The organism is Methylobacterium sp. E-025 (genome assembly GCF_022829705.1).
In the GTDB taxonomy this organism is placed as follows: domain Bacteria; phylum Pseudomonadota; class Alphaproteobacteria; order Rhizobiales; family Beijerinckiaceae; genus Methylobacterium.
Genome location: NZ_JAKSYR010000081.1, coordinates 151,412 through 175,102, shown reverse-complemented (window position 1 = coordinate 175,102; position 23,691 = coordinate 151,412). Strand labels below are relative to the sequence as shown.

22 protein-coding genes are annotated in these 23,691 nt (G+C 70.4%); 11 read left to right on the top strand and 11 right to left on the bottom strand.

The genetic code is table 11. From position 1 onward, the window contains the following. Positions 1-92: 92 nt before the first annotated feature. The gene (locus tag MKK64_RS09805; protein ID WP_243934068.1) at positions 93-743 is read left to right on the top strand and encodes a class II aldolase/adducin family protein; all 651 of its coding nucleotides are present in this window, start codon (positions 93-95) and stop codon (positions 741-743) included. Between the two features lie 53 nt (positions 744-796). On the opposite strand, the gene MKK64_RS09800 is transcribed toward MKK64_RS09805, so the two are convergent. Both MKK64_RS09800 and frc read right to left on the bottom strand, forming a co-directional pair. Then, entirely contained in the window at positions 797-1,729 is a 933-nt protein-coding gene (locus MKK64_RS09800) for a methionyl-tRNA formyltransferase (RefSeq protein ID WP_147726391.1), read from the bottom strand. Between the two features lie 190 nt (positions 1,730-1,919). Next, positions 1,920-3,197: a formyl-CoA transferase gene (gene frc, locus MKK64_RS09795; RefSeq protein ID WP_147726390.1), complete on the bottom strand. Its 1,278-nt coding sequence runs from the start codon at positions 3,195-3,197 to the stop codon at positions 1,920-1,922. 550 nt (positions 3,198-3,747) lie between these two features. Here frc and MKK64_RS09790 point away from each other — a divergent pair. The 5 genes from MKK64_RS09790 (at position 3,748) to MKK64_RS09770 (ending at position 10,495) form a co-directional block, all read left to right on the top strand. Beyond that, on the top strand, positions 3,748-3,942 hold the full coding sequence (locus MKK64_RS09790) for a hypothetical protein (RefSeq protein ID WP_147726389.1): 195 nt from the start codon (positions 3,748-3,750) through the stop codon (positions 3,940-3,942). A 159-nt stretch (positions 3,943-4,101) separates the two neighbouring features. Further along, a complete protein-coding gene (locus MKK64_RS09785; protein WP_147726388.1) occupies positions 4,102-4,368 on the top strand; it encodes a hypothetical protein in 267 nt (88 codons plus the stop codon). A gap of 22 nt (positions 4,369-4,390) precedes the next feature. Beyond that, on the top strand, positions 4,391-6,229 hold the full coding sequence (locus MKK64_RS09780) for a zeta toxin family protein (RefSeq protein WP_243934066.1): 1,839 nt from the start codon (positions 4,391-4,393) through the stop codon (positions 6,227-6,229). A 325-nt stretch (positions 6,230-6,554) separates the two neighbouring features. Further along, positions 6,555-8,915, top strand: coding sequence for a TonB-dependent siderophore receptor (locus MKK64_RS09775; protein WP_243934064.1), 2,361 nt, complete (start codon positions 6,555-6,557; stop codon positions 8,913-8,915). 11 nt (positions 8,916-8,926) lie between these two features. After that, complete coding sequence (locus tag MKK64_RS09770) at positions 8,927-10,495, top strand: PepSY-associated TM helix domain-containing protein (RefSeq protein ID WP_243934062.1); 1,569 nt, start codon at positions 8,927-8,929, stop codon at positions 10,493-10,495. A gap of 61 nt (positions 10,496-10,556) precedes the next feature. On the opposite strand, the gene murI is transcribed toward MKK64_RS09770, so the two are convergent. Then, entirely contained in the window at positions 10,557-11,435 is an 879-nt protein-coding gene (gene murI / locus MKK64_RS09765; RefSeq protein WP_243934060.1) for a glutamate racemase, read from the bottom strand. A gap of 255 nt (positions 11,436-11,690) precedes the next feature. Here murI and egtB point away from each other — a divergent pair, with 255 nt between their 5' ends. Together egtB and egtD are read left to right on the top strand one after the other, a co-directional pair. Continuing rightward, the gene (egtB, locus tag MKK64_RS09760) at positions 11,691-12,953 is read left to right on the top strand and encodes an ergothioneine biosynthesis protein EgtB (protein WP_243934058.1); all 1,263 of its coding nucleotides are present in this window, start codon (positions 11,691-11,693) and stop codon (positions 12,951-12,953) included. A gap of 23 nt (positions 12,954-12,976) precedes the next feature. Then, entirely contained in the window at positions 12,977-13,951 is a 975-nt protein-coding gene (gene egtD / locus MKK64_RS09755) for an L-histidine N(alpha)-methyltransferase (RefSeq protein WP_147858613.1), read from the top strand. 108 nt (positions 13,952-14,059) lie between these two features. Here egtD and MKK64_RS09750 read toward each other — a convergent pair whose 3' ends face one another. From MKK64_RS09750 to MKK64_RS09730, 5 genes are all read right to left on the bottom strand, one after another. Then, the gene (locus MKK64_RS09750; protein ID WP_243934056.1) at positions 14,060-15,367 is read right to left on the bottom strand and encodes a flavin monoamine oxidase family protein; all 1,308 of its coding nucleotides are present in this window, start codon (positions 15,365-15,367) and stop codon (positions 14,060-14,062) included. 47 nt (positions 15,368-15,414) lie between these two features. Beyond that, positions 15,415-15,687 carry a hypothetical protein gene (locus MKK64_RS09745; RefSeq protein WP_147727263.1) on the bottom strand — a complete coding sequence of 91 codons (273 nt, stop codon included), beginning with the start codon at positions 15,685-15,687 and terminating at the stop codon, positions 15,415-15,417. Between the two features lie 157 nt (positions 15,688-15,844). Then, the gene (gene clpA / locus MKK64_RS09740; RefSeq protein ID WP_147727264.1) at positions 15,845-18,325 is read right to left on the bottom strand and encodes an ATP-dependent Clp protease ATP-binding subunit ClpA; all 2,481 of its coding nucleotides are present in this window, start codon (positions 18,323-18,325) and stop codon (positions 15,845-15,847) included. Positions 18,326-18,351: 26 nt separating this feature from the next. Further along, positions 18,352-18,768 (bottom strand): ATP-dependent Clp protease adapter ClpS, encoded by a 417-nt coding sequence (clpS, locus tag MKK64_RS09735; protein WP_243934054.1) that lies wholly within the window; start codon positions 18,766-18,768, stop codon positions 18,352-18,354. Positions 18,769-18,921: 153 nt separating this feature from the next. Beyond that, complete coding sequence (locus MKK64_RS09730) at positions 18,922-19,299, bottom strand: phasin family protein (protein ID WP_243934052.1); 378 nt, start codon at positions 19,297-19,299, stop codon at positions 18,922-18,924. Here MKK64_RS09730 and MKK64_RS09725 point away from each other — a divergent pair. Both MKK64_RS09725 and MKK64_RS09720 read left to right on the top strand, forming a co-directional pair. Further along, positions 19,298-19,495 (top strand): hypothetical protein, encoded by a 198-nt coding sequence (locus tag MKK64_RS09725; protein ID WP_243934050.1) that lies wholly within the window; start codon positions 19,298-19,300, stop codon positions 19,493-19,495. The genes MKK64_RS09730 and MKK64_RS09725 overlap by 2 nt on opposite strands. Before the next feature lie 102 nt (positions 19,496-19,597). Then, complete coding sequence (locus MKK64_RS09720) at positions 19,598-21,091, top strand: D-alanyl-D-alanine carboxypeptidase (RefSeq protein ID WP_243934048.1); 1,494 nt, start codon at positions 19,598-19,600, stop codon at positions 21,089-21,091. Between the two features lie 143 nt (positions 21,092-21,234). On the opposite strand, the gene MKK64_RS09715 is transcribed toward MKK64_RS09720, so the two are convergent. The 3 genes from MKK64_RS09715 to MKK64_RS09705 are packed head-to-tail and all read right to left on the bottom strand — an operon-like array spanning position 21,235 to position 23,361. Continuing rightward, a complete protein-coding gene (locus MKK64_RS09715; RefSeq protein WP_243933041.1) occupies positions 21,235-21,945 on the bottom strand; it encodes a J domain-containing protein in 711 nt (236 codons plus the stop codon). Between the two features lie 4 nt (positions 21,946-21,949). Beyond that, a complete protein-coding gene (locus MKK64_RS09710) occupies positions 21,950-22,216 on the bottom strand; it encodes a hypothetical protein (RefSeq protein WP_243933040.1) in 267 nt (88 codons plus the stop codon). Beyond that, positions 22,213-23,361, bottom strand: coding sequence for a S1C family serine protease (locus tag MKK64_RS09705; protein ID WP_147858609.1), 1,149 nt, complete (start codon positions 23,359-23,361; stop codon positions 22,213-22,215). Before MKK64_RS09705 ends, MKK64_RS09710 begins: the two co-directional genes overlap by 4 nt. Before the next feature lie 157 nt (positions 23,362-23,518). On the opposite strand from MKK64_RS09705, the gene MKK64_RS28070 reads away from it, so the two are divergent. After that, on the top strand, positions 23,519-23,647 hold the full coding sequence (locus tag MKK64_RS28070) for a hypothetical protein (RefSeq protein ID WP_279593108.1): 129 nt from the start codon (positions 23,519-23,521) through the stop codon (positions 23,645-23,647). Positions 23,648-23,691: the final 44 nt, after the last annotated feature.

Genomic DNA, 23,691 nt, shown 5'->3' with positions numbered 1-23,691 from the left:
ACCGACAGGTCCGAACGCGACGAGGCCCGGCACCGTCTTTACGGTGCCGGGCCTTCGCGCATATCGGGGGGAGGGGAACCGGAGGATTGCGGATGGACGCCGACGAGACCAGGACGCGGGCGTCGGTGGTGGAGGCCGCGCGCGGCCTCGATGCGCAGGGCCTCAACCGCGGAACCTCGGGCAACGTCTCGCTGCGCTGGCGCGACGGCCTGCTGATCACGCCGTCGGGCATCCCGAGCGGGCGGATGGCCCCGGAGGACGTGGTCTTCCTCCGCATGGACGGCAGCTTCAACCATCCCCTGAGCCCGTCCTCGGAATGGCGCTTCCATCGCGACATCCTGCAGGACAAGCCGGCGGTGAACGCGGTGGTGCACGCGCATCCCGACCACGGCACCGCCTTCGCCATGTGCCGCCAGACGATCCCGGCGGTGCATTACATGATCGCGGCCGTGGGCGGCCCGACGATCCGCTGCTCGGGCTACGCCACCTTCGGCACCGAGGAGCTCTCGCGCCTGGCGCTCAAAGCGCTGGAGGACCGCAACGGCTGCCTGCTCGCCAACCACGGCATGATCGCCACCGGCCCCGACCTCGCCAAGGCGTTGTGGCTCGCGGTCGAGATCGAGACCCTTTGTCGGCAATACGCGATCGCGCTGCAGGTCGGCACGCCGGTGGTGCTGCCCGACGACGAGATCGCGCGCAACATCGAGAAGTTCAGGAGCTACGGGCCTCGGCCGACGGCCTGACGCGATCGACGCGTCGGCCGATCGCCAGCGCGCTCGGGTCCTCGTTCCGAGGCTCAGCCGCCCAGGATCGTGCCGACGCTCACGCCGCCGCCTTGCGCGAACTCCACCGCCGAGACCTTCTTGCCGCCCTCGGGCTTCACCTTGAAGATCTCGATCTGGCCGCCCTGCGCGGTGACGCGGATCGAGTCGTCGCCGATCGCGATCACCTCGCCGACCTTGCCCTTCACGCCGCCGAGCGTCCGCACCGGGTGCAGGCGGGCATCGAAGATCTGCAGCTTGGCGCCGTTCACCGTGGTCCAGGCGCCGGGCGCGGGGTTGGCGGCGCGGATCAGGTCGTAGATCTGGTTGGCGTGGGCGCCCCAGTTGATCGCCGCCTCGCGGGCGCGGAACCAGCCCTCGTAGCTCGCGGCATCCTCGTCCTGGTCGATCTCGATGTGCCGGCCGGCGACGACGAGGTCGGCCGCCTCCAGCATCGCCGCGACGCCCATCGGGAAAAGGCTGTTGAAGTAGACGTCGCCGAGGGTGTCGTCGGCGCCGATGTCGCAGGTCTTCTGCAAGAGGATCGGGCCCTCGTCGAGGCCGTCGGTCGGGCGGAAAATCGTCAGCCCGGTCTTCGTGTCGCCCTTCGCGATCGGCCAGTTGATCGAGGACGGCCCGCGATACCGCGGCAGCAGCGAGGGATGGTACTGGATCGTGCCGTGCTTCGGGATGGTGACGAAGTCCTGCGGCGCGAACTGCAGCACGTAGGCCATGACGCCAATCTCCGCGTCGAGCCCGCGCATCGCGGCCTCCGCCTCGGCGCTCTTCAGGCTCGGGAACTGGAACACCTGCAGCCCCTGCTCGAGCGCCGCGGTCTTGAGCACGTCGGGCTTGGCGCCCTCCTTCTCGGGCGCGCAGAACACGCCGGCCACCGTGTCGCCGCGCTTCAGGAAGGCCTCCAGCACCGCCTTGCCGAAATCCTGCTGACCGATGAAGGCGATGCGCATGGGATCCTCGTCGTTTCGGTGGGATGGTCCGCCTCGACCCGTTCGTCCAGGAGGATGCCGGATGCACGGGCGACCTCGGCCGCCCCGGGATGCTCGCCGTCATCCCGGGCTCTGCGACGCAGCCCCGGGGATGACGGGCGGAGGCGGGTTGGCCCGCTTCCGCCGCGATGGTCGGATGCGATCCGCGGGCCTACTCCGCCGCGATCTTCTCGATCCGGCCGACGGCGCCCGAATGGGCGATCTCGTCGACCTCGGCATCGGTGTACTTGAGGACGCTGCGCAGAATCTCGTCGGTGTGCTCGCCCAGCAGCGGCGAGCGCGTCACCTCGCTCGGGCTCGCCGACAGCTTGATCGGGTTTCCGACGGTCAGGTAGGTGCCGCGCGTCGGGTGCTCGACCTCGACGATCGTGCCGGTCTTGCGCAGCGACTCGTCGGCGGCGATCTCCTTCATCGACAGGATCGGGCCGCAGGGGATGTCGTACTCGTTGAGGATGTCCATCGCCTCGAACTTGTCGTGCTTCATCGTCCAGGCTTCGATGCGCGTGAAGATCTCGTTCAGGTGGGGCAGCCGCGCCTTGGGCGTGGCGTAGCCCGGATCGGTCTTCCAGCCCGGCTCTCCGATGATGTCGCAGATCGGCGCCCAGACCGCGGCCTGGGTGATGAAGTACAGGTACGCGTTGGGATCGTGCTCCCAGCCCTTGCACTTGAGGATGCGGCCGGGCTGGCCGCCGCCGGAATCGTTGCCGGCGCGCGGGGTCGAGTCGCCGAACGGGATGCCCTCGCCGAACTGGCTGTACTCGGTGAGCGGGCCGTGATCGAGGCGCTGCTGGTCGCGCAGCTTGACCCGGCACAGGTTGAGCACGCTGTCCTGCATCGCGCAGTCGACCTTCTGCCCGAGCCCGGTGACGGTACGGTGGAACAGGGCGGTGACGATGCCCAGCGCGAGATGCAGGCCGGTGCCGGAATCGCCGATCTGGGCGCCGGTCACCATCGGGATGCCGTCGCGGAAGCCGGTGGTGGAGGCCGAGCCGCCGGCGCATTGCGCGACGTTCTCGTAGACCTTGCATTCCTCGTAGCGGCCGGGCCCGAAGCCCTTGACCGAGGCGAGGATCATGCGCGGGTTGGCCTCGTGGATCTTCTCCCAGGTCAGGCCCATGCGGGCGAGCGCGCCGGGGGCGAAGTTCTCGACGAGCACGTCGCACTCCTTCACCAGGCGCCAGAGCACCTCCTTGCCCTTCGGCGTCTTCGAATCGAGCGTGATCGATCGCTTGTTGTGGTTCAGCATGGTGAAATACAGGCTGTCCACGTCGGGCAGGTCCTGGAGCTGGGCGCGGGTCGCGTCGCCGGCGCCGGGACGCTCGACCTTGATCACGTCGGCGCCGAACCACGCGAGCAGCTGCGTGCAGGTCGGGCCGGACTGGACGTGGGTGAAGTCCAGGATTTTGACGCCTTCCAGGGCCTTGCTCATGGTCTGTCTCTGATCTTCTCGAGTCCGGTGGATCGGGATGCCGGCGATGCCGCCCGGCTTCGAAGGTGTCGCGCCGCGATCCCGTCAGGCCTCATGCCTGGCGGGTGCGCTCGCGCATCGTCAAGTCAATAAAAGTCCGGTGCCGGCCAAGCCCGGCTTGCCGCAGGGTCACGCATGCGCCGACCCGGTGCGGGGCGTCCGAGCGCGCAGGTCCGGCCGCGGCTGCCCGAAGGCCCTCATCACGCCCGAGGGGCATTGCGACGCTCCATCCCTGTTGCCTTGCTCGACGTCGGCCTTGTCGACCGTTGCCGGCAAGATGACCGAAGATGGAATGGCATGCAATATGCCAAACGAAGGCGTCGGTTGCCCCGATTTCCGCTATGCTGGGCCCACCGATCGGGCGAGCCGACCAAATTTACGATCCGCCTCGACTTGTGCAACCGCAAGATGTCGATCCTGAATCCGATCGAATTCCGCATTCACGCGGGCCGATTGTTGTTGTCGGCGCAGGCGGCGCAGGGCATCTTGCGTCGTCCGACGGATCGACACGATGAATGTTCCCGCCGCCTTGGCGATCCAATCGCTCCCGTTCGCCTGGCTGGCGCTGTCGACGCGCCGGGGCAACGGGGATGCGTTCGCGATCCTCTACCTCGTCGGCCTCGGTCTCGTGTTGTCGATGATCGTATGGCTCGGCGATCAGGCGGGCTTCGATCAGGCGATCTCGGCCGCCGGCGAGCTCGATTGATCTGGCGGCCCTCGTCGCAGCATTCATCGCGCAGGCCGACGACGTTCGCAGCCGCCCACCTGTCTTTCCGGCAAGGCACTTGGCACGGGCAGGATACGGGTTCATCCTCCCGGTCAAACGACGCTCGATCAACGAGCGAAGACCAACGGAGGTACGCCCATGCTTTCGAGTTCCCGCCTCATCAAGTCGTCCTGGATCGCCGTCGAGGTCACGCAGGAGCGCGCCGAGCGCGTGCTGGTGGTCGAGACCTACATCGCCGTGAGCCCGCTCGAGCGGAACTACGAGGCGGCACAGTACGAAAAGGTCGTGGACTGCGTCCGGCACGTGCTCGCGGCGCATCCCGAGATCGACCGGGCCTCGATCCTGAGCATGCATCGCGGCTCCGGCTGCGCCAGCCTGTTCCGGGCCCCGGCCGAGGCGGCCTGAGCCGGACCCGCGTCGTGATGCGATGAGCGCTTCGGCGGCACCGGCCGGCTACGCCCTGCCGGACGACGGCCTCGTCGGGCGCGGGCCGTGGAATCCCGGCATCGAATCGACGCTGCCGCGGCGTTTCCTGCCGCTGACGACCCTGTACCGCCCCGAGAACGTCGCGACGCCCCTCGCCGTGGCGATGGAGCTTTCCGCCTTCTCGGGCCTGCTCATGCCGGAGATCGTCGCCTTCCGGCCGGATCGCCTCGTCGTGCACGAGCTGCTGATCCGGGTGATGGCCGACCTCTCGGTCCCCGTCGGCGAGACCTACGGCGATCTCGGCGTCAACTTCCGCGCGATCGTCGCCCACATCCTCGCGACCGCGATCGCGCCGCATGCGGACCGGATCGCCGAGACCCTTCGCGCCGTGGCGGACGAGGCGCGCGCCCGGATCGCCGTGGAACTCGACGCGGCTTTCGCGCCGGCCGCGCCGCCGCCCCCTCCGCCGAGAAACTGGCGGCACGTGCTCGGCCTCGCGGCGCCGCCGGCCCCCGTCGCCGACGACGCGCGATCCCCGGAGGAGCGCGCGCTCGCCCATTGCGCCGCATGGTGCGTCCGCGCCGCGGCCAGCGAAAACGCGCTCGAGCTTGCGGCGAGCGCCGCCCTGCACAAGGTCGCGTCGGGGATCGTCCGGCATCGCGGCAAGCTCGTCGGCGACCGCGCCCTGCTCGCGAACCTCGCGACGACGCTCGTCGCCAACGACGAAGGCAGCCGCCGGATTGGCTGCCTGATCGAGCCGTGGTTCGCCGAGGCCGTGGCGCGGGAGGGCTACGTTCCGGTCCGTGCGCAGGCCGCGCCGATCGTGATGAACGTTAAGGGCGCCTCCGCCTCGGGCAAGAGCACGATGCGTCCGCTCCAGCGGGCGCTGGCCCGGCGGCTCGGCGAATCCTGGTCGGATTTCGCGGTGATCACCCCCGACATCTGGCGCAAGTTCCTGCTCGACTACGATTCGATCGGCGATGCGATCGGCTATGCCGGCACGCTCACGGGCCACGAGGTCGAGATCGTCGACCGCAAGCTCGATCGTTACATGGCGCGCAAGGCCCGCGAGGGGCGGATGTCGCATCTGCTGATCGACCGGTTCCGGTTCGACAGCTTCAACGCGGATTCGCGCACGCAGGACGGCAGCCAGTTGCTGACCCGCTTCGGCCACCGCGTCTTCATGCTGTTCATGATCACGCCGCCCGACGCCACCGTCGAGCGCGCCTGGATCCGCGGGCGGATCTTCGGCCGCTACAAGGCGGTGGACGATCTTCTCGCCCACAACGTCGAGGCGTTCACCGGGATGCCGGAGCTGTTCTTCACCTGGGCGGCCAAGGCCGGCAAGCAGGTGCATTACGAGTTCCTCGACAACAGCGTGCCGCAGGGCGAGCGCCCGCGCACGGTCGCCTTCGGCGAGAACGGCGACCTCACCGTGCTCGATGCCGGCTGCCTCATCGACATCGCGCGCTACACCAAGATCAACATCGACGCGCTCTCGCCGGCGGAGGTCTATCCCGACGCCGCAGCCCTGGCGCCGGAACGGAACACCGGCTTCCTGCGCCAATGCGCCCGGCGGCTGCGCTCGGTCCGCTTCGCCGAGGCCGGCTCGGGCCGGGTCTATGCCCGTTTCGAGGCGGGGCACCTCGCCTGCCTCGACCGCGCCGCGTTCGACCGCGCCTGCCACGATCCGGAGACCCGCGCGGCGCTCGCGGCCTTCGGCGCCGAACGCCCCGAAGCGGTGCCGGTCTCCGACGTGCCCCCCGAGATCCTGTCGCAGGACCGGACCGAGACGCTCGGCGCCTGGGTCGATCCGAGCCGGATGACGGTCCCGGCCTGACCCGATCCTTCGCCGCGTCGCAACCGTGGGGTGTTACCGATCGGTCACAACGGCCGCTCGGTTTTCATCGTGAGTTGTGGCGCGGTGCCGCTGGTCTCCTCCATGGAAACGGTGCCGAAACGGGCTGTTCCCCTAGGGGCGTGATGCTGGCCGCCGCCCGACACCCCGTTCCAGCCTGGAACGTTTCGAAGTTACCCTGGAATGTTTCCATAAGATAGAAATTGTGTTGCCGCGAGAACTTACCGATAACCCGATCACGCCGCCGTGATGCGCAAGTCCACGCGGCGGGTCTCTGCTGTTTCGTGTCGCGTCTAGGGTCGGCAAGATGATTCATTACTGTCCGTCCGTCGTGCGGTCCGCGTCCGCACGTCGGTGCCGCAGCGCTCTGATCGTCGCTCTTCTGTCGACGACATGCGCGATTTCGGTCGCGTCCTCCGCCTCGGCCCAGCCCGCGCAGACGACCGACATCGAGCTCGGCGAGCTGAGCGTCACCGGCGAGGGCGCCGGCCGCAGCCTCGGCGGATCGCTCTACGGTCCCGGCGGCGCGTCCGGTGCCGTGCCCGGCTACGTCGCCAGCCGCAGCACCGTCGCCACCAAGACCGACACGCCGATCGTCGAGACGGCGCAGTCGATCTCGGTGATCGGGCGCAAGCAGATCGAGGATCAGAACGCGCTCACCATCAACCAGGCCCTGCGCTACACGCCCGGCGTCACGACCGAGCAGCGCGGCGGCGCCGGCTCGACCCGGCTCGAGCAGTTCCTGATCCGCGGCTTCAACGCGCCGGTCTTCCTCGACGGCATGGCGCTGATCGCCAGCCGCGACGCGAACGCGACGATCGATCCTTACCGCCTCGAGCGGGTCGACGTGATCAAGGGGCCCGCCTCGGTGCTCTACGGGCAGTCGGGGCCGGGCGGCATCGTCAACCTCGTCTCGAAGGTCCCGCAATTCGTCCGCCACGGCGAGGTCTTCGTCCAGGGCGGCGGCTTCAACGAGGTGCGCGGCGGCATCGACGTCGGCGGCCCGATCCAGTCCGAGGTGCCCTGGCTCGCCGACCAGTTCGCCTACCGCATCGTCGGCGCGGGCTGGAACGGGGACGGCCCGGTGGACACGACGCGGGTCGAGCGCGCCCTGATCAACCCGAGCGTCACCTGGCGGCCCTCCACCGACACCCAGCTGACGATCATCGGCAACTACCAGCGCGATCCGTTCTCCGGCTTCTACGGCGGCTTCCCGGCGGTGGGCACCGTGTTACCGCGCAACTTCGGCAGCGGCGTGATCGGGCGACTGCCGGTGAACTTCTACGACGGCGACCGCAACATCGAGCGCTCGGACCGGACCCAAGCGTCGATCGAGTACCTCTTCGACCACCGCTTCAACGAGAACCTGCGCTTCCACTCGGCCGGGCGCTACCTGCGGACGCAAGGCGATTACCGCAGCGTCTACAGCGCGTTCAGCCCCCGCAACGGCCCGTTCGCCACCGGCCCGCTGCTGCCGCGCGCCGTCATCGGCAACATCGTCGCGGCCGAAGCCTACACGATGGATTCGAACGTCGTGGCCAACTTCGACACCGGCCCGATCGCCCACACGGCGCTCCTCGGCGTCGACCACCGCACCTTCAGCACGCGCGCCAGCGGGACGCCGTTCCCGAACGCGCCGGACCTGAACGCGCTCGCGCCGAACTACGAAATGAACATCCCGTTCCCGGCCATCAACACGACCTCGCGCGTCGACGCGCAGCAGACCGGCGTCTACTTCCAGGATCAGATGAAGGTCGACGGCCTGATCCTGACATTGGGCGGGCGCTACGACGTCGCCCGCCAGACCGGCCCGACCCGGTCGTTCACCGCGACGGGAAGCACGCTGACGCTGCAGGACGCGGCCTCCGACGCCTTCACGGGCCGGGCGAGCCTGCTCTACCTGTTCCAGTCCGGCGTCGCGCCGTACGTGTCCTACAGCCAGGCCTTCGAGCCGATCGTCGCCGGCCGGGTGTTCGACACCGCCTTCGGCACCGTCGGGCGCGTGCCCGACCCGCAACTCAGCGACCAGTACGAGGCCGGCATCAAGTACCAGCCGCCGGGCACCGACATCCTCCTCACCGCCGCATTCTTCGACATCCGCCAGTCGAACCGGACGACGGCCGACACCACGCTCGGCCGCCCCACCGGCTTCGTGCTGCAGACCGGGGAGGTCGGCGTGCAGGGCGTCGAGTTCGAGGCGCGGGCGAACCTCACCGAAGGCGTGACCCTGATCGGCGGCTTCTCGCTCCTCGACATCCGCAACGTCCGCGACGACGGCCGGACCGCCAACGACCTCGCGCCCGGGCAGACGGTGCCGCTGCAGGGGCGCCGCCCGGTGCTGGTGCCGGATTCCACCGCCTCGCTTCTGGCGACCTACCGCTTCCTCGACGGGCCGATGCTCGGCCTCGAGGTCGGCGGCGGCGTCCGCTATCTCGGCCCGTCCTGGGGCGACGCGGCCAACACCTTCAAGGTGCCAGAAAGCGTGCTGGTCGACGCCGTGGTCTCCTACGACCTAAAGAACCTCGACCCGACGTTGGCCGGCTTCTCGATGCAGCTGAACGCCAACAACCTGCTCGACGACACCTACGTCAGCGGCTGCAACGGCTACACCAGCTGCTATTACGGGCTGCCGCGCACGGTCTACGCCACGCTTCGCTACCGCTGGTAGGACGCGAAACCATGCGCAACGGCTTCCGGCAATCGATGGCGTGGCTGCACGCCTGGTCCGGCCTCGTCGTCGGCTGGGTGCTGTTCTCCGTCTTCGTCACCGGCACGGCGAGCTACTACCGCTCAGAGATCTCGCAGTGGATGCGGCCGGAACTGAGGGCCGGGGCTCCGCTGAGCCCGGCCGCCCTCGGGCACGCCGCCGACCTCGCCCGCGCCCATCTCGAGGCGCAGGCGAAGGGCGCGCGCAGCTGGTTCATCACCCTGCCGAGCCCGGACCGGCCGACCCTCGACCTGTTCTGGCGCCGCAAGCCCGGCACCCCGCCGGGCCAGGCGATGCTCGATCCCGCGACCGGCGCCGCGGTCGCCGTCCGCGACACCCGCGGCGGCGACTTCCTCTACCGCTTCCACTTCGAGCTCAGCATGGCGCCGCTCTGGGGCCGCTGGATCGTCGGAATCTGCGCGATGATCATGCTCGTCGCGCTGGTCTCCGGAATCGTCACCCACCGGCGGATCTTCGTCGACCTGTTCACCTTCCGCCGTCACGCCAAGTCGGCGCAGCGCGGCTGGCTCGACGCGCACAACGTGACCGGGGTGCTGGCGCTGCCGTTCCACCTGATGATCACCTATACGGGAATCGTGACGCTGGCGCTGATGTACATGCCCTGGGGCGTCACCACCGCCTATCGCGGCGACGCGCAGGCCTTCTTCGTCGAATCCGGCCAGATCACCGCCGCCCGCCCGCCCGCCGGACGCGCCGCGCCGCTCGCCCCGTTCGGCCCGATGGTCGAGCGCGCGCTCGCGATGAACGCCGAGCCGCTGGAGCGGATCACCGTGCAGAACCCGGGCGACGCCAACGCGACGGTCGTCGCGGTGTTCGAGGAGCCGCATGGCCTGAGGCACCGCCATCCGCAGGTGGCGTTCGACGGCACCAGCGGCGCGGTGATCGAGACCTTGGGCGCGATGAAGCCCGCCGCCGGCACCTTCACCGCGATGGTCGGCCTGCACGAGGCGCATTTCGCCGGGCCGGCCCTGCGCGTGCTGTTCTTCCTCAGCGGCGCGATGGGCGCGGCCATGGTGGCGACCGGGATGATCCTCTGGACGGTGGAGCGGGTGCCCAAGCCCGGCACCGCGACGCGGGCGCATCTCGGGATGCGGCTGGTGCAGGCGCTCAACGTCGGCACCATCGCCGGGCTGCCGATCGCCATCGCCGGCTACTTCCTGGCCAACCGCCTGCTCCCGCTCGGGATGGCGGAGCGCAAGGAGGCCGAGGTGACGGTCTTCTTCGGCGCCTGGATCCTGGCCACGCTGGTGCCGCTGGCCCTGCCGCCGCGAACCGGATGGACCGCGATGCTCGCGACCGCGGCCGCGCTGCTCGCCGCCGTGCCGGTCGTCGGCGGGCTCGCCACCGGGCGCCACCTGCTCGCGAGCATGCGGGCCGGCGACGCGGCGTTCTACGGGTTCGATCTCACGCTGCTCGGGCTCGGCGCCGCCTTCGCCTTCGCGGCCTACAAGGCGGCGGGGCTGCGCCGGCGACCGCTCGCCGAGCGACCGCGGCCCGGCGCCGTGGCGGCGCAGCACTGATCGACGGATTACTTGCGGTCGCGCGCCCCGCCGGTCTCGCCGGCCAGGCGGCGGCGCGGCGCTACTGCAGCGTCAGCGGCATCGGGTCGACGCCGATCGACGGGATGCCGCGCCGGTCGAGCGAGGCGCGCAGCGCATCCGTGAGCGTCGCGCCGCCGGTGAAGGCGCCGAGCACCGGGCCCTCGTCCGAGCGCGCATCGCGCGGGGTGCTGCCGAGAAGCTGCGTCACCCGGCGCGCGATGGCGGGCGCCGGATCGATCCAGGTGACGGGCCAGGGCGCGAGCCGCTCGAAGCGGGCGCGCAGCAGCGGGTAATGGGTGCAGGCGAGGCAGACGACGTCGGTGCGCCGGCCGTCCTCGGCCGTGACGAAGCACGGTGCGATCTCGGCGGCGATCGCCGCGTCGTCCACCGGCGTGCCGGCGAGTTCCGCCTCGGCGTAGTTGGCGAGGTTCGCCGAGCCGACAGAGGTCACCGAGCAGGCCTCGGCATAGGTCATGATCAGGTCGCGCGTGTAGGAGCGCGCGACGGTGCCGGGGGTCGCCAGCAGCGTGATGAGGCGTGAGCGGCTGGTCTCGGCCGCCGGCTTGATCGGCGGCACCACGCCGACGAACGGCGTCGGGAAGCGCTGGCGCAGGGCCGGCAGCACCAGCGTCGAGGCGGTGTTGCAGGCGATGACGACGAGGTCGGGCCGGTGCGTCGCGATCAGGCGCGCCATCACGTCGAGCACGCGCTGGACCAGGACCGATTCCGAGAGCCGGCCGTAGGGGAAGGCCGCGTCGTCCGCGGCGTAGACGTAGCGCGCGTCGGGCCGGGCTCGGCGCACCTGCTCCAGCACCGTCAGGCCGCCGAGGCCCGAGTCGAACACCAGGATGGTGGGCTCGGGCGCCGCGCGCGAAGCCGCCGCCGACAGGCTCGCTCCGGCCATCAGATCGATCCGCATCAGAACGCGTACCCCAGCATCAGAGCCCCGCAGTCTTAGACGAGAGGGTTAAGGCCATCTCACTGCGGCTGCAAAAAGGCTCGGGGATCAATCAACCGCGTCGAGCGGCCCCGCTCTACACAGACTTGCGGCGCGTCGGCCGGCGTCGGTGAGCCTATTGCGAACTGAATCGTCGCGCTGCCGTTGTCGGCTGCGCCTTCGGCCATATCTCCATCAACCGCGACCGGCGGATCAACGGACGACGGGAGGACCAGCATGGCTGCGACGGCGACACTTCGCGAGACGGACGCGCCCGCTCAGGCCTTCCCGCCGCCGCCCGTCTCCGCCCGGCCGGTGGACCGGGACGCCTGGATCGCCGCCTTCCGCTTCGTCCGTGCCGAGACCGAGCGCCGTGCCGCGCCGCTGTCGCCGGAGGATCAGCAGGTCCAATCGATGGCCGATGCCAGCCCGACCAAGTGGCATCGCGCGCACACGACATGGTTCTTCGAGCAGTTCCTGCTGCGCGAGCACCTGCCGGGCTACCGCATCCATGACGAGCGCCTGCACTACCTGTTCAACTCGTACTATGTCGCCGCCGGCCCACGTCAGCCGCGGGTGATGCGCGGGCTGATCACCCGGCCGACCACCGAGGAGATCGCCGGCTACCGCGCGCACATCGACCGCGCGGTCGAGACGTTGCTGGCGCAGGCCGCGCCGGGCGCGCTCGAGGCGATCCTGCCGATCCTCGAGATCGGGCTGTTCCACGAGCAGCAGCACCAGGAACTGCTGATCACCGACATCCTGCACGCCTTCGCGCAGAACCCGCTGCATCCAGTCTACGACGCCGAATGGCGTTTTCCGAAGGTGGCCAATCGTTCCGGCACGATCGACCTGGCCCACGGCATCCATCAGGTCGGCCATGCCGGCGACGGGTTCTCGTTCGACAACGAGCATCCCCGGCACGACAGCCTGGTCCTGCCCGTGTCGATCGATCGGGCGCTCGTCACGACCGGCGACTGGCTGCGCTTCATGGAGGGTGGCGGCTATACCCGCCCCGACCTGTGGTTGTCCGACGGCTGGCTCGCGGCGCAGGCCGAGGGCTGGGAGGCGCCGGGCTATTGGCAGCCGGGCGAGCCGGGCTGGACCTGCATGACGCTCGGCGGCCGCCGCTCGATCGATCCGGCGCAGCCCGTCACCCACATCAGCTACTACGAGGCGGATGCCTACGCCCGCTGGGCCGGGCGCGACCTGCCGACCGAGTTCGAATGGGAGGTCGCCGCCCGCGACGGCGGGCTCGACGACGCGTTCGGCCTCGTCTGGCAATGGACCCGCAGCGCCTACACCGCCTACCCGGGATACCGCCCGCTGCCGGGCGCACTCGGCGAGTACAACGGCAAGTTCATGTCGAACCAGTTCGTGCTGCGCGGCTCGTCGGTGGCGACGCCGGAGGGTCATGCGCGGCTGCCGTACCGCAACTTCTTCTATCCGCATCAGCGCTGGCAATTCACGGGCCTGCGCCTCGCGCAGTCCCGCGCCTGACGTCGCATCCCGGAGTACCGCGCGTGACCATCAAGCCCGTCTTCGCAGACGCGACGCCGCTCGCCCACTTGCCCGACGACCGGGCGTTCCTCGAAGACGTGCTGGCCGGGTTCGCGAAGCCGCAGAAGACCCTGCCGGCGAAGTACTTCTACGACGCCGTCGGGTCCGACCTGTTCGAGCAGATCACGCGGCTGCCGGAATACTACCCGACCCGGACCGAGCTCGGCATCCTCGACATGCGAGGCGCCGAGATAGCCGCCGCCCTGCCGCGCGGCGCCGCGCTGGTGGAGTTCGGCAGCGGCTCGACCGTGAAGGTCCGTCGCCTGCTCCGGCACATGCCGGACCTCGCGGCCTACGTCCCGGTCGACGTGTCGGAGACGTTCCTGCGCAGCGAGGCGGCCGCGCTCCAGGGTGATCATCCCGCCCTGCGCATCGCGCCGATCGCCGCCGACTTCACCCAGCCCTTCGCCCTTCCGCACGACCTCGGCGACGCCCCGCGCGCCGGGTTCTTCCCGGGCTCGACCATCGGCAACTTCGAGCCCGCGGAGGCCGCCCGCCTGCTGCGCCAGTTCGGCGACGTGCTGGGGGAGGGCGCGACGCTCGTCGTCGGCGTCGACCTCGTCAAGGACGCCGCGGTGCTCGAGGCGGCCTACGACGACGCGGCTGGCGTGACCGCTGCGTTCAACCTCAATCTGCTGACCCGGATCGATCGCGACCTGTCCGGCACCTTCGCCGCCGCCGCGTTCGCACACCGGGCGGTGTTCAACCGCGCGGCCTCGCGGATCGAGATGCATCTCGTGAGCCGCGCCGACCAGACGGTGACGGTGGCCGGACACGCCTTCGCCTTCGCCGAGGGCGAGACGATCCACACCGAGAACAGCTACAAGTACACGCTCGACGGTTTTCGCGCCTTGGCGGCGGAGGCCGGGTGGTCGCCGGTCACGGTGTGGACCGATCCCGAGAGGTTGTTCTCGGTGCATGCCCTGCGCTTGGGATAGGGGGCGGCTCGACGGTTCTCGCGAGAGCGTCGCACGTCACGACCCCCTCTCCCGCATGGGAGAGGGCCTGCACCCCGATCCGCACGCGAGATCCGCGTCCGATCCCCCTCAGCCCAGCATCCGCAGGACGGCCCGCGCGGCGCGTTCGCCGTCGAGGGTCGCGCCGCCGACCGTCATGGCGCCGCCGCCCGCATAGGCTTCGCCGGCGAGGAAGATGCGGTCGCCGATCGCCGCCTGCAGGGCGGTCCGGGCGTCGGCATGGCCGGGATGGGCGATCGCGTAGCTGCCGCGCGCATGCGGATCGGTCCACCAGCCGGCAAGCTTGCCTGCCGTCACGGCGCCGCGCGCCTGCGTGCCGAGGATCGCCACCAGCCGGTCCGTGACCTCGGCGACGGCCGCCGCTTCGCCGAGCTCGCACAGGGCACGGGATCCGTCGCCGCCGATGTTGGCCACCGCGAGCGGTCGGTCGAACGGCGAGACCTCGAAGTAGATCGTCCGGTCCTGGTCGCCGCGGTGTGCCACGGACACTGCGTCCCCCACCGCCTTCAGGTCGATCCGGGCGGGATCGAGCCGGAGGCCGACCTTGCTGTAGGCGCCCATGCCGAGGCCGCCGAGCGCATCCCGCGTCGGGGCCGGCAGGTCCGGCGTGAAGCGGATCGTGCCCGCGGCCAGCACGCCGACCGGAACGGTGAGGATCACCGCCGCGGCGTCGAGCGTGCCGCCGGGCGTCGTCACCCGCACGCCCTCGCCGGTCCAATCGATGGCGGTCGCGGCCGTGCCGAGGGAGACCGGCATCGTCGCGAAGCGGCGCCGGACCAGGCTGCCGTAGCCGTCGAGCCACAGGTCGGTGCCGGACCACAGCCGGTCGTAGTCGAGCACCGAGACGCGCTCGGGCTCTTCGCCGAGCGACAGCCGGGCAAGGCCCGCCGCCGCCAGCGCCATGTCCGGCCCGGCCGCGGCCGCGGCTTCGGCAAGCGACCGGTCGGGGCCGTCCACCGGCTTCAGGGCGGCGTCGAGGCCGGAGAAGGCGGCGCGGCGTCGGTTGCGCTCGGTCACGGTCGCCGGGCGCCCGTCGACGAACAGGATCCGCGCCCAGCCTTCCTGCCCGGCGATCCGCACGTTCTCGCGTTCGGCGACGGCGCGCCAGGGATTGCGCTCGGCCCAGTGAACGTACTCGGCACCGGCATCGAAGGGACAGTCCGGCCCGAGCCCGAGCTCTGTATGGGCGCGACCGCCGATGCGGTCGCGCGCCTCGATCACGGTGACGGGACGCCCGGCCTGCCGCAGGATGTCGGCGGCCGCGAGCCCGGCCGCGCCGGCGCCGACGACGATCACCGGACCGTCGCGACCGGCCGCCCTCACGGCCGGAGCCGCGAGGAGGGCGCCGATCAGCGCGGCGCGACGGGTGAGGGACAATGACGGCTCCGTTCGCGCGAGTGCGTGCGGCGACTGGAGCGGCGCGATCAGGCGCGCTTCTCCATCATCGCCTTGACCTGCATCAGCTGGTCCCAGACCTGGCCCGGCGAGGTTCCCATGAACTCGAAGCCGGCATTGATGCCCCAGTAGATCCCGAGGCAGATCAGCGGCACCAGCACCCAGGCCAGGATCTCCTCGCCGCGGCGGCGGCGGGTCCGGCGGCGGCGGCGCTCCTCGCGTCGGGTGACGGGCTTCGGTCGGGCGGGCGCCGCCGTGGGCTGATCGACGGGCAGGAGGGGGCCCTCATGCAGTTCGCTCATCGTCACGCCCGCTCGATCCTTCGCGGCGACGGTCGGCCGCCGCGTCCATGGTGCAATCGTCCGCGAACCTGAAAGCCGCATTCGCCGTCATGCGCAAGGCCCCGGAGCGCGAGGCGCGCTCCGGGGCCAGGTCGATCGGGCTCACGTCACTCCGGCGTCAAGCCCGGACGAGGGGGACTTTCGGCACCGTGCGGACGCCGCCGCCACCCGAATTGCCGCCCTTGTCGTCCTTGGGCGTCTTCTTGCGGGCCGCGGCCCGGGGCTTGGCGCGCTTGTGCTTCTTGACCGCGTTGGTCACGTCCGCTTCGGGCTTCGGCACCACGGGGCCGGCCGGGAACTCGAAGCCCAGCGTCTCCTTGCCGCCGGCCTTCGCCTCCGCATCCTCGGGCTTGCGCACGATGACGCGGACCGCGCCGCCGTTCTTCAGCTTGCCGAACAGCACCTCGTCGGCGAGCTGCGTCTTGATGCTCGACTGGATCAGCCGCGCCATCGGGCGGGCGCCCATCGCATCGTCGTAGCCGTGCTCGACCAGCCACGCGCGCGCCTCGTCCGACAGCTCGATCGTGACGTTGCGATCGGCGAGCTGCGCCTCGAGCTGGAGCACGAACTTGTCGACGACCTTGGCCACGACCTCCTTCGGCAGGTGGCCGAACGAGATGATCGCATCGAGCCGGTTGCGGAATTCCGGCGCGAACAGCTTGTTGATCGCCTCGACGTCGTCGCCCGTGCGCTTGGCCTGGGTGAAGCCGTAGGCCGACTTCGCAAGGTCGGACGCGCCCGCGTTCGTGGTCATGATAATGATCACGTTGCGGAAATCGACCTGCTTGCCGTTGTGGTCGGTGAGCTTGCCGTGGTCCATCACCTGCAACAGGATGTTGAACAGGTCCGGGTGCGCCTTCTCGATCTCGTCGAGCAGCAGCACGCAGTGCGGGTGCTGGTCGATCCCGTCGGTGAGCAGGCCGCCCTGGTCGAAGCCGACATAGCCGGGCGGTGCGCCGATCAGGCGTGAGACCGTGTGGCGCTCCATGTATTCCGACATGTCGAACCGCAGCATCTCGACGCCGAGCGACGACGCCAGCTGCTTGGCGGCCTCGGTCTTGCCGACGCCGGTCGGTCCCGCGAACAGGTAGGAGCCGATCGGCTTGTCCGGGTCGCGCAGGCCGGCGCGCGCCAGCTTGATCGCCGAGGTCAGCGCATCGATGGCGTTGGGCTGGCCGTAGACGACGCGCTTCAGGTTCTCGGTGAGGTGCTGGAGCACCACCGCGTCGTCCTTCGACACGGTCTTCGGGGGGATGCGCGCCATCGTGGCGATCGTCGCCTCAATCTCCTTGATACCGATCACGCGCTTGCGGCGCGCCTCCGGCACCAGCATCTGCGACGCGCCGGTCTCGTCGATCACGTCGATCGCCTTGTCGGGCAGCTTGCGGTCGTTGATGTAGCGCGCCGACAGCTCGACCGCGGCCTTCACGGCCTCCGTGGTGAACTTGAGCTTGTGGAACTCCTCGTAATAGGGCCGCAGGCCCTTCACGATCTCGATCGCGTCCGGGATCGACGGCTCGGCGACGTCGATCTTCTGGAATCGACGCACCAGGGCGCGATCCTTCTCGAAGTACTGGCGGTACTCCTTGTAGGTGGTCGAGCCGATGCAGCGCAGGGTCCCGGCGGCGAGCGCGGGCTTGAGCAGGTTCGAGGCGTCCATCGCGCCGCCGGAGGTGGCGCCGGCGCCGATCACGGTGTGGATCTCGTCGATGAAGAGCACCGCGTTCGGGTGCGCCTCGATCTCCTTCATCACCTGCTTCAGGCGCTCCTCGAAGTCGCCGCGGTAGCGCGTGCCGGCGAGCAGCGTGCCCATGTCGAGCGAGAACACGGTGGCGTCGGCCAGGACCTCCGGCACCTCCTTCTGCACGATCTTGCGGGCGAGCCCTTCGGCGATCGCGGTCTTGCCGACGCCGGGATCGCCGACCAGCAGCGGGTTGTTCTTCTGCCGGCGGCACAGCACCTGGATCGTGCGCTGGACCTCGCTCTCGCGGCCGATCAGCGGGTCGACCTTGCCGTCGCGGGCCTTCTTGTTGAGGTTGACGCAGTAGGCGTCGAGGGCGTCGCCCTTCTTCTTCGTGCGGTTCTCGCCGTCGTCGCTCGGGCGCTCGTTCGAGCCCTCGTCGTCGGCCCCGCGCACCGGCTTCGCCTCGGAGGCGCCGGGGCGTTTGGCGATGCCGTGACTGATGTAGTTGACCGCGTCGTAACGGGTCATGTCCTGCTCCTGCAGGAAGTAGGCGGCGTGGCTCTCGCGCTCGGCGAAGATCGCCACGAGCACGTTGGCGCCGGTGACCTCCTCGCGGCCCGAGGACTGCACGTGGATCACCGCGCGCTGGATCACGCGCTGGAAGCCGGCCGTGGGCTTGGCGTCCTGGCGTCCGTCGCCGGTGAGGTTGGAAAGCTCGGTGTCGACGTACTCGACGAGGCTGCGCTTTAGCGTGTCGATCTCGACGTTGCAGGCCCGCATGACGGCGGCGGCGTCCTGGTCGTCGACCAACGCCAGGAGCAGATGCTCCAGCGTGGCGTATTCGTGCCGGCGCTCGCCGGCCAGCGCCAGGGCGCGGTGGAGAGCTTGTTCAAGGCTGCGTGAGAAGCTGGGCAATGCTCGAGCCTTTGTGCTGCGTGAGCCTACTTTTTTTCCATAACGCACTGCAGAGGATGTTGGTGTTTGCGCGCAAAGTCCATGACCTGCGTCACCTTGGTCTCCGCGACCTCGTAGGTGAACACCCCGCATTCTCCGACGCCGTTATGATGCACGTGCATCATGATCTGGTAGGCGTCTTCGTGGGTCTTGTTGAAGAAACGCTCGACCACCAGCACGACGAAATCCTGCGGCGTGTAGTCGTCGTTGAGCAATAGCACCCGATACAGGCTCGGCCGCTTGGTCTTCGGCTTGGTACGGGTGATGATCGCCGTATTCGAGCGATCGTCGCCGCCCGGGTCCCCAGGGTCCGAGGCGGTCGGCGTGAACCGCACCGCCTCGAGCGAAGGCCGGCCTGTCGAGTCGTGGGGATGAGCGGTGCCCCGCATCGGGACGTCTGTCATCGTGATGGAACCGGCTCCTTCGTGCCGGCCGGGGCTTGTCGCGTCGCTGCGACGGGCCCGGCCGCGTCTGAGCCAATCTAGGCGGCGGGATTCGGTTTCGCCAGTCGTCTGCGCGCAACTGTCCGGGAGCGCGCCGCCGCACCCGCAAACGGGTCAGGCGGGGGTTCGCGCCGCCGCCGCCGTGGCGGACCGGCCGGCCAGCGTCGTGAACGGCTTCGCCATGTCCTGAGCCAGCGTGGCGTAGAGGTCGCGGAAGGTCGCCGCGCGCGCCATCCAGAGCTCGCCGGAGGTCTTTACGAACGCGCTCTGGATCTCGATCGCCTTGGCGGGGCTGCCGGCCTTCACGACCTTCTCCGTGGTCGCGGTGACCTCGGCGCTGACCTGCTTGAGGAAGTCCATCCACTCGATGCCGATGGTCTGGCTGGTGCGGGCGGCGGCGCCGACGCTCTGGCTCAGCGCCGCGGCGCCGGCCTTCGCGCCTTCGAGGCCGTTGCGGACCGCGTCGGCGGCCGGGGCGTAGGATGGGGTCATGAAGGATCTCCTGCGGCGCCACGGCCTCGACCGCGCGCCCGCGAATAATCGGGGTGCCACCGTCGTCCGGCCCGAACGGCTACGGCGCGCCACATTTGTGCACTGCAGCATCCGCCGTCAATCCGTGCTGCGCCGCGAAAGTCATGCCTCGAATGTCGTCGGCTCCATTAACCGCGCCGTAACTGCATCGCCGTAGCGTGTTTGACAGACGTGATCGGGCCACGCCGCAGGGCATGTCCGAGCTGAATGGTGCGATGCAAACCGGCCGTGGCCGGTCTGTCGAGGGCAATGAGTCGTGATGCGTAGCGTTTCCCGTCGCTCCCGGACCGTGCCCCCGATCTCGGCCGCGCTCGCCGCCGCCGCGGTCCTGACCGCGCTGGCGTCTCCCGCCGAGGCGCGCCGCCACGGGCGCCACGTCCGCCCCGGCGGCGGCTACAATCCGCCCTACGCCGCGATGGTGGTCGACGTGAAGTCCGGCCGCACGCTGCACGCGGTGAACGAGGACGCGATCCGGCACCCGGCCTCGATCACCAAGGTGATGACCCTCTACATGCTGTTCGAGCAGATGGAGAAGGGGCGCTTCGCCCTCGATTCCGAGCTGACGATCTCGGCCCATGCCGCAGCCCAGGCGCCGTCGAAGCTCGGCCTGCGGCCTGGGCAGACCATCGCCGTCGAGGACGCGATCAAGGCGATCGTCACCAAGTCGGCCAACGACGTGGCCTGCGCCATCGGCGAGAACATCGCCGGCTCCGAGGAGCGGTTCGCCGAGCTGATGACCGCCAAGGCGCACGCGCTCGGCATGAGCCGCACGCACTACGCCAACGCCTCGGGCCTTCCCGATTCCGAGCAGGTGACGACGGCCCGCGACCTCACCGTGCTGGCGCGCGCGATCCAGGACCGCTTCCCGCGCTACTACCGCTACTTCCAGACCCGGTCCTTCGCCTTCCGCGGCCGGACGATCGGCAACCACAACCACCTGCTCGGCAACGTCGAGGGCGTCGACGGCATCAAGACCGGCTACACCCGCGATTCCGGCTTCAACCTGATGACGGCGGCCAAGTCCGACGATCGCCAGATCGTCGCGATCGTGCTCGGCGGCAAGTCGGGCGCCAGCCGCGACCGGATCATGGCCGACCTCGTCCGCGCCAGCCTGCCGCGCGCCTATGCCGGCGCCCGCCAGGCGCCCCCGACCGTCGAGGTCGCCGAGCGCGCCCGGCCGGCGGTCGTCGCCGACGCGGTCTCGCGGACCCGGACGCAGCTGGCTTCGGCCGAGGACGACGAGGTCGAGACCACGAACTCGACCGATGCCGGCCAGCCCCTCGACATCGCGCCGCGGCGCTCGACCGCGACCCCCGGCAGCGCCGGCGCCTTCAAAGCCGGCGCGCAGCCCCTGCCGAAGGCGGCGCAGGCCTACGCCGCGCCCGCGACGGCACAGGCCGCGTTTCCGGGCGGCGCACGCAAATCCGATCAGCGCATCGCGTCGGCCGACGGCCCGATCGCCCGCGCCGAGGCGCCGAAGCCCATCGCCGGCCCGAAGATCGTGCCGACGGCCTGGGTGATCCAGCTCGGCGCCATGGACGACGAGGGCAAGGCCAAGGCGATGCTGGCCGACGCCAAGGCGAAGGGCGGCGGCAGCCTCTCGAAGGCCGCGCCCTACACGGTGAAGGTCGAGCACAGCGGCGCCACCCTCTACCGCGCACGCTTCTCCGGCTTCCAGGAGCAGGACGCGGCGCAGGATGCCTGCTCCGCCCTGAAGCGCAGCGGCTTCAGCTGCTTCGCCACCCGCAGCTGATCCCCCTCACGTCGCGCCGCGGTCCGTTCGACCGTGGCTTTCAGCGACCGGCGGCCTTCGCCGTCCCGGTCGCCATCGACGCCGACGGCGGACGCCGCCCTCGGCGAACGTCGTCCTGCACCCCTGGCAACGCGCGTGGAGTCTCAGCGATGTCGGTTCGTCAGCCTGTCGCGGGCCGCGTTGACGCGGGCCGCCCCTTCGGCGCTTCCCCCCTGGTCGGGGTGGGCGCGCTTCATCAAGGTCCGGTGAGCCGTGCGGACGGCCTCTGGGGTCGCCCCGCGCTCAAGCCCCAGGATCTGATAGGCCTCGTCCTGCGTCATCGTCCCTGGCTGCGCCGGACGGCGCGGCCCCGCGTCGCGATCGCGCTCAGCGTCTACACGCCAGCCGGCGTGCCGGCGGTCGAGATACGCCTCTAGCGGCACCACCGCCGCGGGGTCCTGCGTCCGGCAGACCGCCAGCACCGCGCGGAGGTCGGCGAGCCCGAGGCTCTCGAGACGCCGGCCGCCGAGCGGGCCGCCGCGCAGGATGCCGTCGCCGACGCTGCCGTCGTCGCGCAGGACGAAATCCACCCGCGCCGTCCGGTGCCGTCTCGGCGACGGCTTCATCGACGCCAGCAGCCGTTTGAGCCGGGAACCCAGCGTCTCCGGCCCTTCGAGCAGCCAGACGCCGCCGAGCCCGACGACCAGGGCCGGGCCGAGCTGGCCGCGCAGCAGCAGGATGGCGGCGAGCCCGATCGCGATCCAGGCGCCGGCACGCCGGATCGACCGCGGGGTGAGCCTGGGCCCGAGCCGGCCGCCGTTCCGGCCGAGCCACCACAGGCCGAAACACGCCGCGAAGCCGAGGACGAGCAGCATCGGCCTAGCGCCGCGTGTCGAAGCTGGAACTCGCGCGCCCGCTGATGCGGATGCCCGTGCCCGGAAGGATCTCGTGGAACCCGGAATCGCGCCGCGGCGTCGGGATCTCGCGCGATCCGCAGCCCGGCTGCGGCGGCAGGCGCACGCCTTCCGGCGCGTCCTCGGGACAGAGCCGCGGGCGCGCCGGCTTCTCGGCGGCTGGCGCGGGGAGGGGGGCGGCGATCGAGAGGCCGGCGGCGAGGCCGATCAGCACGGCGAGGGTGGGGATCATGGCCGGTTCTCCGCGACGTCCGCCGTCGTGATGCGCACGCGGCGGGTGCGCCCGTCCCGCTCGACCGCGAGGTCGATGGGCTGGCCGAGACCCGCCGCCTCGAGCGCCGCGGTGAGGTCGGCCAGGCGGTGGACCGGGCGGTCGCCGACGCCGACGACGACGTCGCCGATCGCCCCCGTCTGCGGGTCGACCCCGCGCAGGCCCGCGCCGGCGGCCGGCGATCCGCGCAGGACGCGGAGCACCACGACGCCGTCGATGCCGAGCCGGGCGGCGGTCGCCTCCTGGCCGGCGATGATGCCGATGCCGGGGTTGCGCACGCGCCCGTTGCGGATGAGATCGGGCACCACGCGGTTGACCACGTCCACCGGCACCGCGAAGCCGATGCCGGCGCTCGCCCCGGACGGCGAGAAGATCGCGGTGTTGACGCCGATCAGCCGGCCGGCGGAATCGAGCAGCGGCCCGCCGGAATTGCCGGGGTTGATCGCCGCATCGGTCTGGATCACGCCGGACAATTCGCGGCCCTCGCTCGTCGGCAGGCGCCGCTGGAGCGCGCTGATCACGCCGGTGGTGAGGGTGTGGTCGAGCCCGAACGGGTTGCCGATGGCGAAGGTGGACTGCCCGACCTTCAGGTCGGCCGAGGTGCCGATGGCGAGCGGCGGCGGCGCCTTCGCCACCCGGCCGAGCCGCAGCACCGCGAGGTCGTAGGCCGGCGCGGCGCCGACCACGGTCGCGGAGACCACCTCGCCAGAGGACAGGCGCACCGAGATCGACCCGCCCGACTGGATCGCCGCCTGGACGACGTGGTTGTTGGTGACGACGTGGCCGCCGGCATCCCAGACGAAGCCGGTTCCGGTCTGGGTGTTGCCCGACCGGCCGCCCTCCTGGCCCTGCTCGGATTCGTCGTCGAGGCTCATCAGGTCGGCGCCGCGCGCCGCCCCTTGCGCGAAGACGTGCACCACCGAAGGGCTCGCCCGCTCGAACAGCGCGACGGTGGTCGCCTCCGCCGGTGCGAGGTCGCCGCGGGCGGTCACCGCGCGCGGGACCTCCCGCGAGAACAGGAACGCGGTGACGTAGGGCTGTGCGACGAACAGCGCCAGCAGCACCAGGATGGCGGCCAGCACGAGGCGCGCGAAACGATCCGGCACGATGACGCGATCTCCGACCGACGGGCACGACGACGCGGCCGACCCGCGATCCGTCGACCCTTAACGTGGCATTCAGCCTGCCCGCTTCAACGTTCTCGCACGGGAATGGTCAAGGTGCGGCGCCGCACCGTCGCGCTGCGGCGGAGACGCTAACGGAATGGTCATTCCTCAAGACCACAGTTTCGACAAGACGAAACGAAGTCCTGAGGTGTTCGCGCCCGATCTGCCACCGGTGGTCGGCAATCCGGCGCGGGCGATTTGCGACGCAATCATGACCGGTTCCTGACGAGGGTGCCGCAATGATCGTGAAGCTGCCTTAGAGATGCTTCG

Bases quoted from the DNA above. Each gene is read 5' to 3' on its own strand.
- egtB (WP_243934058.1), top strand. From the start codon at position 11,691: ATGGCTGCGACGGCGACACTTCGCGAGACGGACGCGCCCGCTCAGGCC.
- MKK64_RS09780 (WP_243934066.1), top strand. From the start codon at position 4,391: ATGAGCGCTTCGGCGGCACCGGCCGGCTACGCCCTGCCGGACGACGGC.
- MKK64_RS09770 (WP_243934062.1), top strand. From the start codon at position 8,927: ATGCGCAACGGCTTCCGGCAATCGATGGCGTGGCTGCACGCCTGGTCC.
- MKK64_RS09745 (WP_147727263.1), bottom strand. From the start codon at position 15,687: ATGAGCGAACTGCATGAGGGCCCCCTCCTGCCCGTCGATCAGCCCACG.
- MKK64_RS09710 (WP_243933040.1), bottom strand. From the start codon at position 22,216: ATGATCCCCACCCTCGCCGTGCTGATCGGCCTCGCCGCCGGCCTCTCG.
- MKK64_RS09800 (WP_147726391.1), bottom strand. From the start codon at position 1,729: ATGCGCATCGCCTTCATCGGTCAGCAGGATTTCGGCAAGGCGGTGCTG.
- MKK64_RS09730 (WP_243934052.1), bottom strand. From the start codon at position 19,299: ATGACCCCATCCTACGCCCCGGCCGCCGACGCGGTCCGCAACGGCCTC.
- MKK64_RS09785 (WP_147726388.1), top strand. From the start codon at position 4,102: ATGCTTTCGAGTTCCCGCCTCATCAAGTCGTCCTGGATCGCCGTCGAG.
- MKK64_RS09720 (WP_243934048.1), top strand. From the start codon at position 19,598: ATGCGTAGCGTTTCCCGTCGCTCCCGGACCGTGCCCCCGATCTCGGCC.
- clpS (WP_243934054.1), bottom strand. From the start codon at position 18,768: ATGACAGACGTCCCGATGCGGGGCACCGCTCATCCCCACGACTCGACA.
- MKK64_RS28070 (WP_279593108.1), top strand. From the start codon at position 23,519: ATGGTCATTCCTCAAGACCACAGTTTCGACAAGACGAAACGAAGTCCT.
- frc (WP_147726390.1), bottom strand. From the start codon at position 3,197: ATGAGCAAGGCCCTGGAAGGCGTCAAAATCCTGGACTTCACCCACGTC.
- murI (WP_243934060.1), bottom strand. From the start codon at position 11,435: ATGCGGATCGATCTGATGGCCGGAGCGAGCCTGTCGGCGGCGGCTTCG.
- MKK64_RS09725 (WP_243934050.1), top strand. From the start codon at position 19,298: ATGAAGGATCTCCTGCGGCGCCACGGCCTCGACCGCGCGCCCGCGAAT.
- MKK64_RS09715 (WP_243933041.1), bottom strand. From the start codon at position 21,945: ATGCTGCTCGTCCTCGGCTTCGCGGCGTGTTTCGGCCTGTGGTGGCTC.
- MKK64_RS09775 (WP_243934064.1), top strand. From the start codon at position 6,555: ATGATTCATTACTGTCCGTCCGTCGTGCGGTCCGCGTCCGCACGTCGG.
- MKK64_RS09790 (WP_147726389.1), top strand. From the start codon at position 3,748: ATGAATGTTCCCGCCGCCTTGGCGATCCAATCGCTCCCGTTCGCCTGG.
- MKK64_RS09805 (WP_243934068.1), top strand. From the start codon at position 93: ATGGACGCCGACGAGACCAGGACGCGGGCGTCGGTGGTGGAGGCCGCG.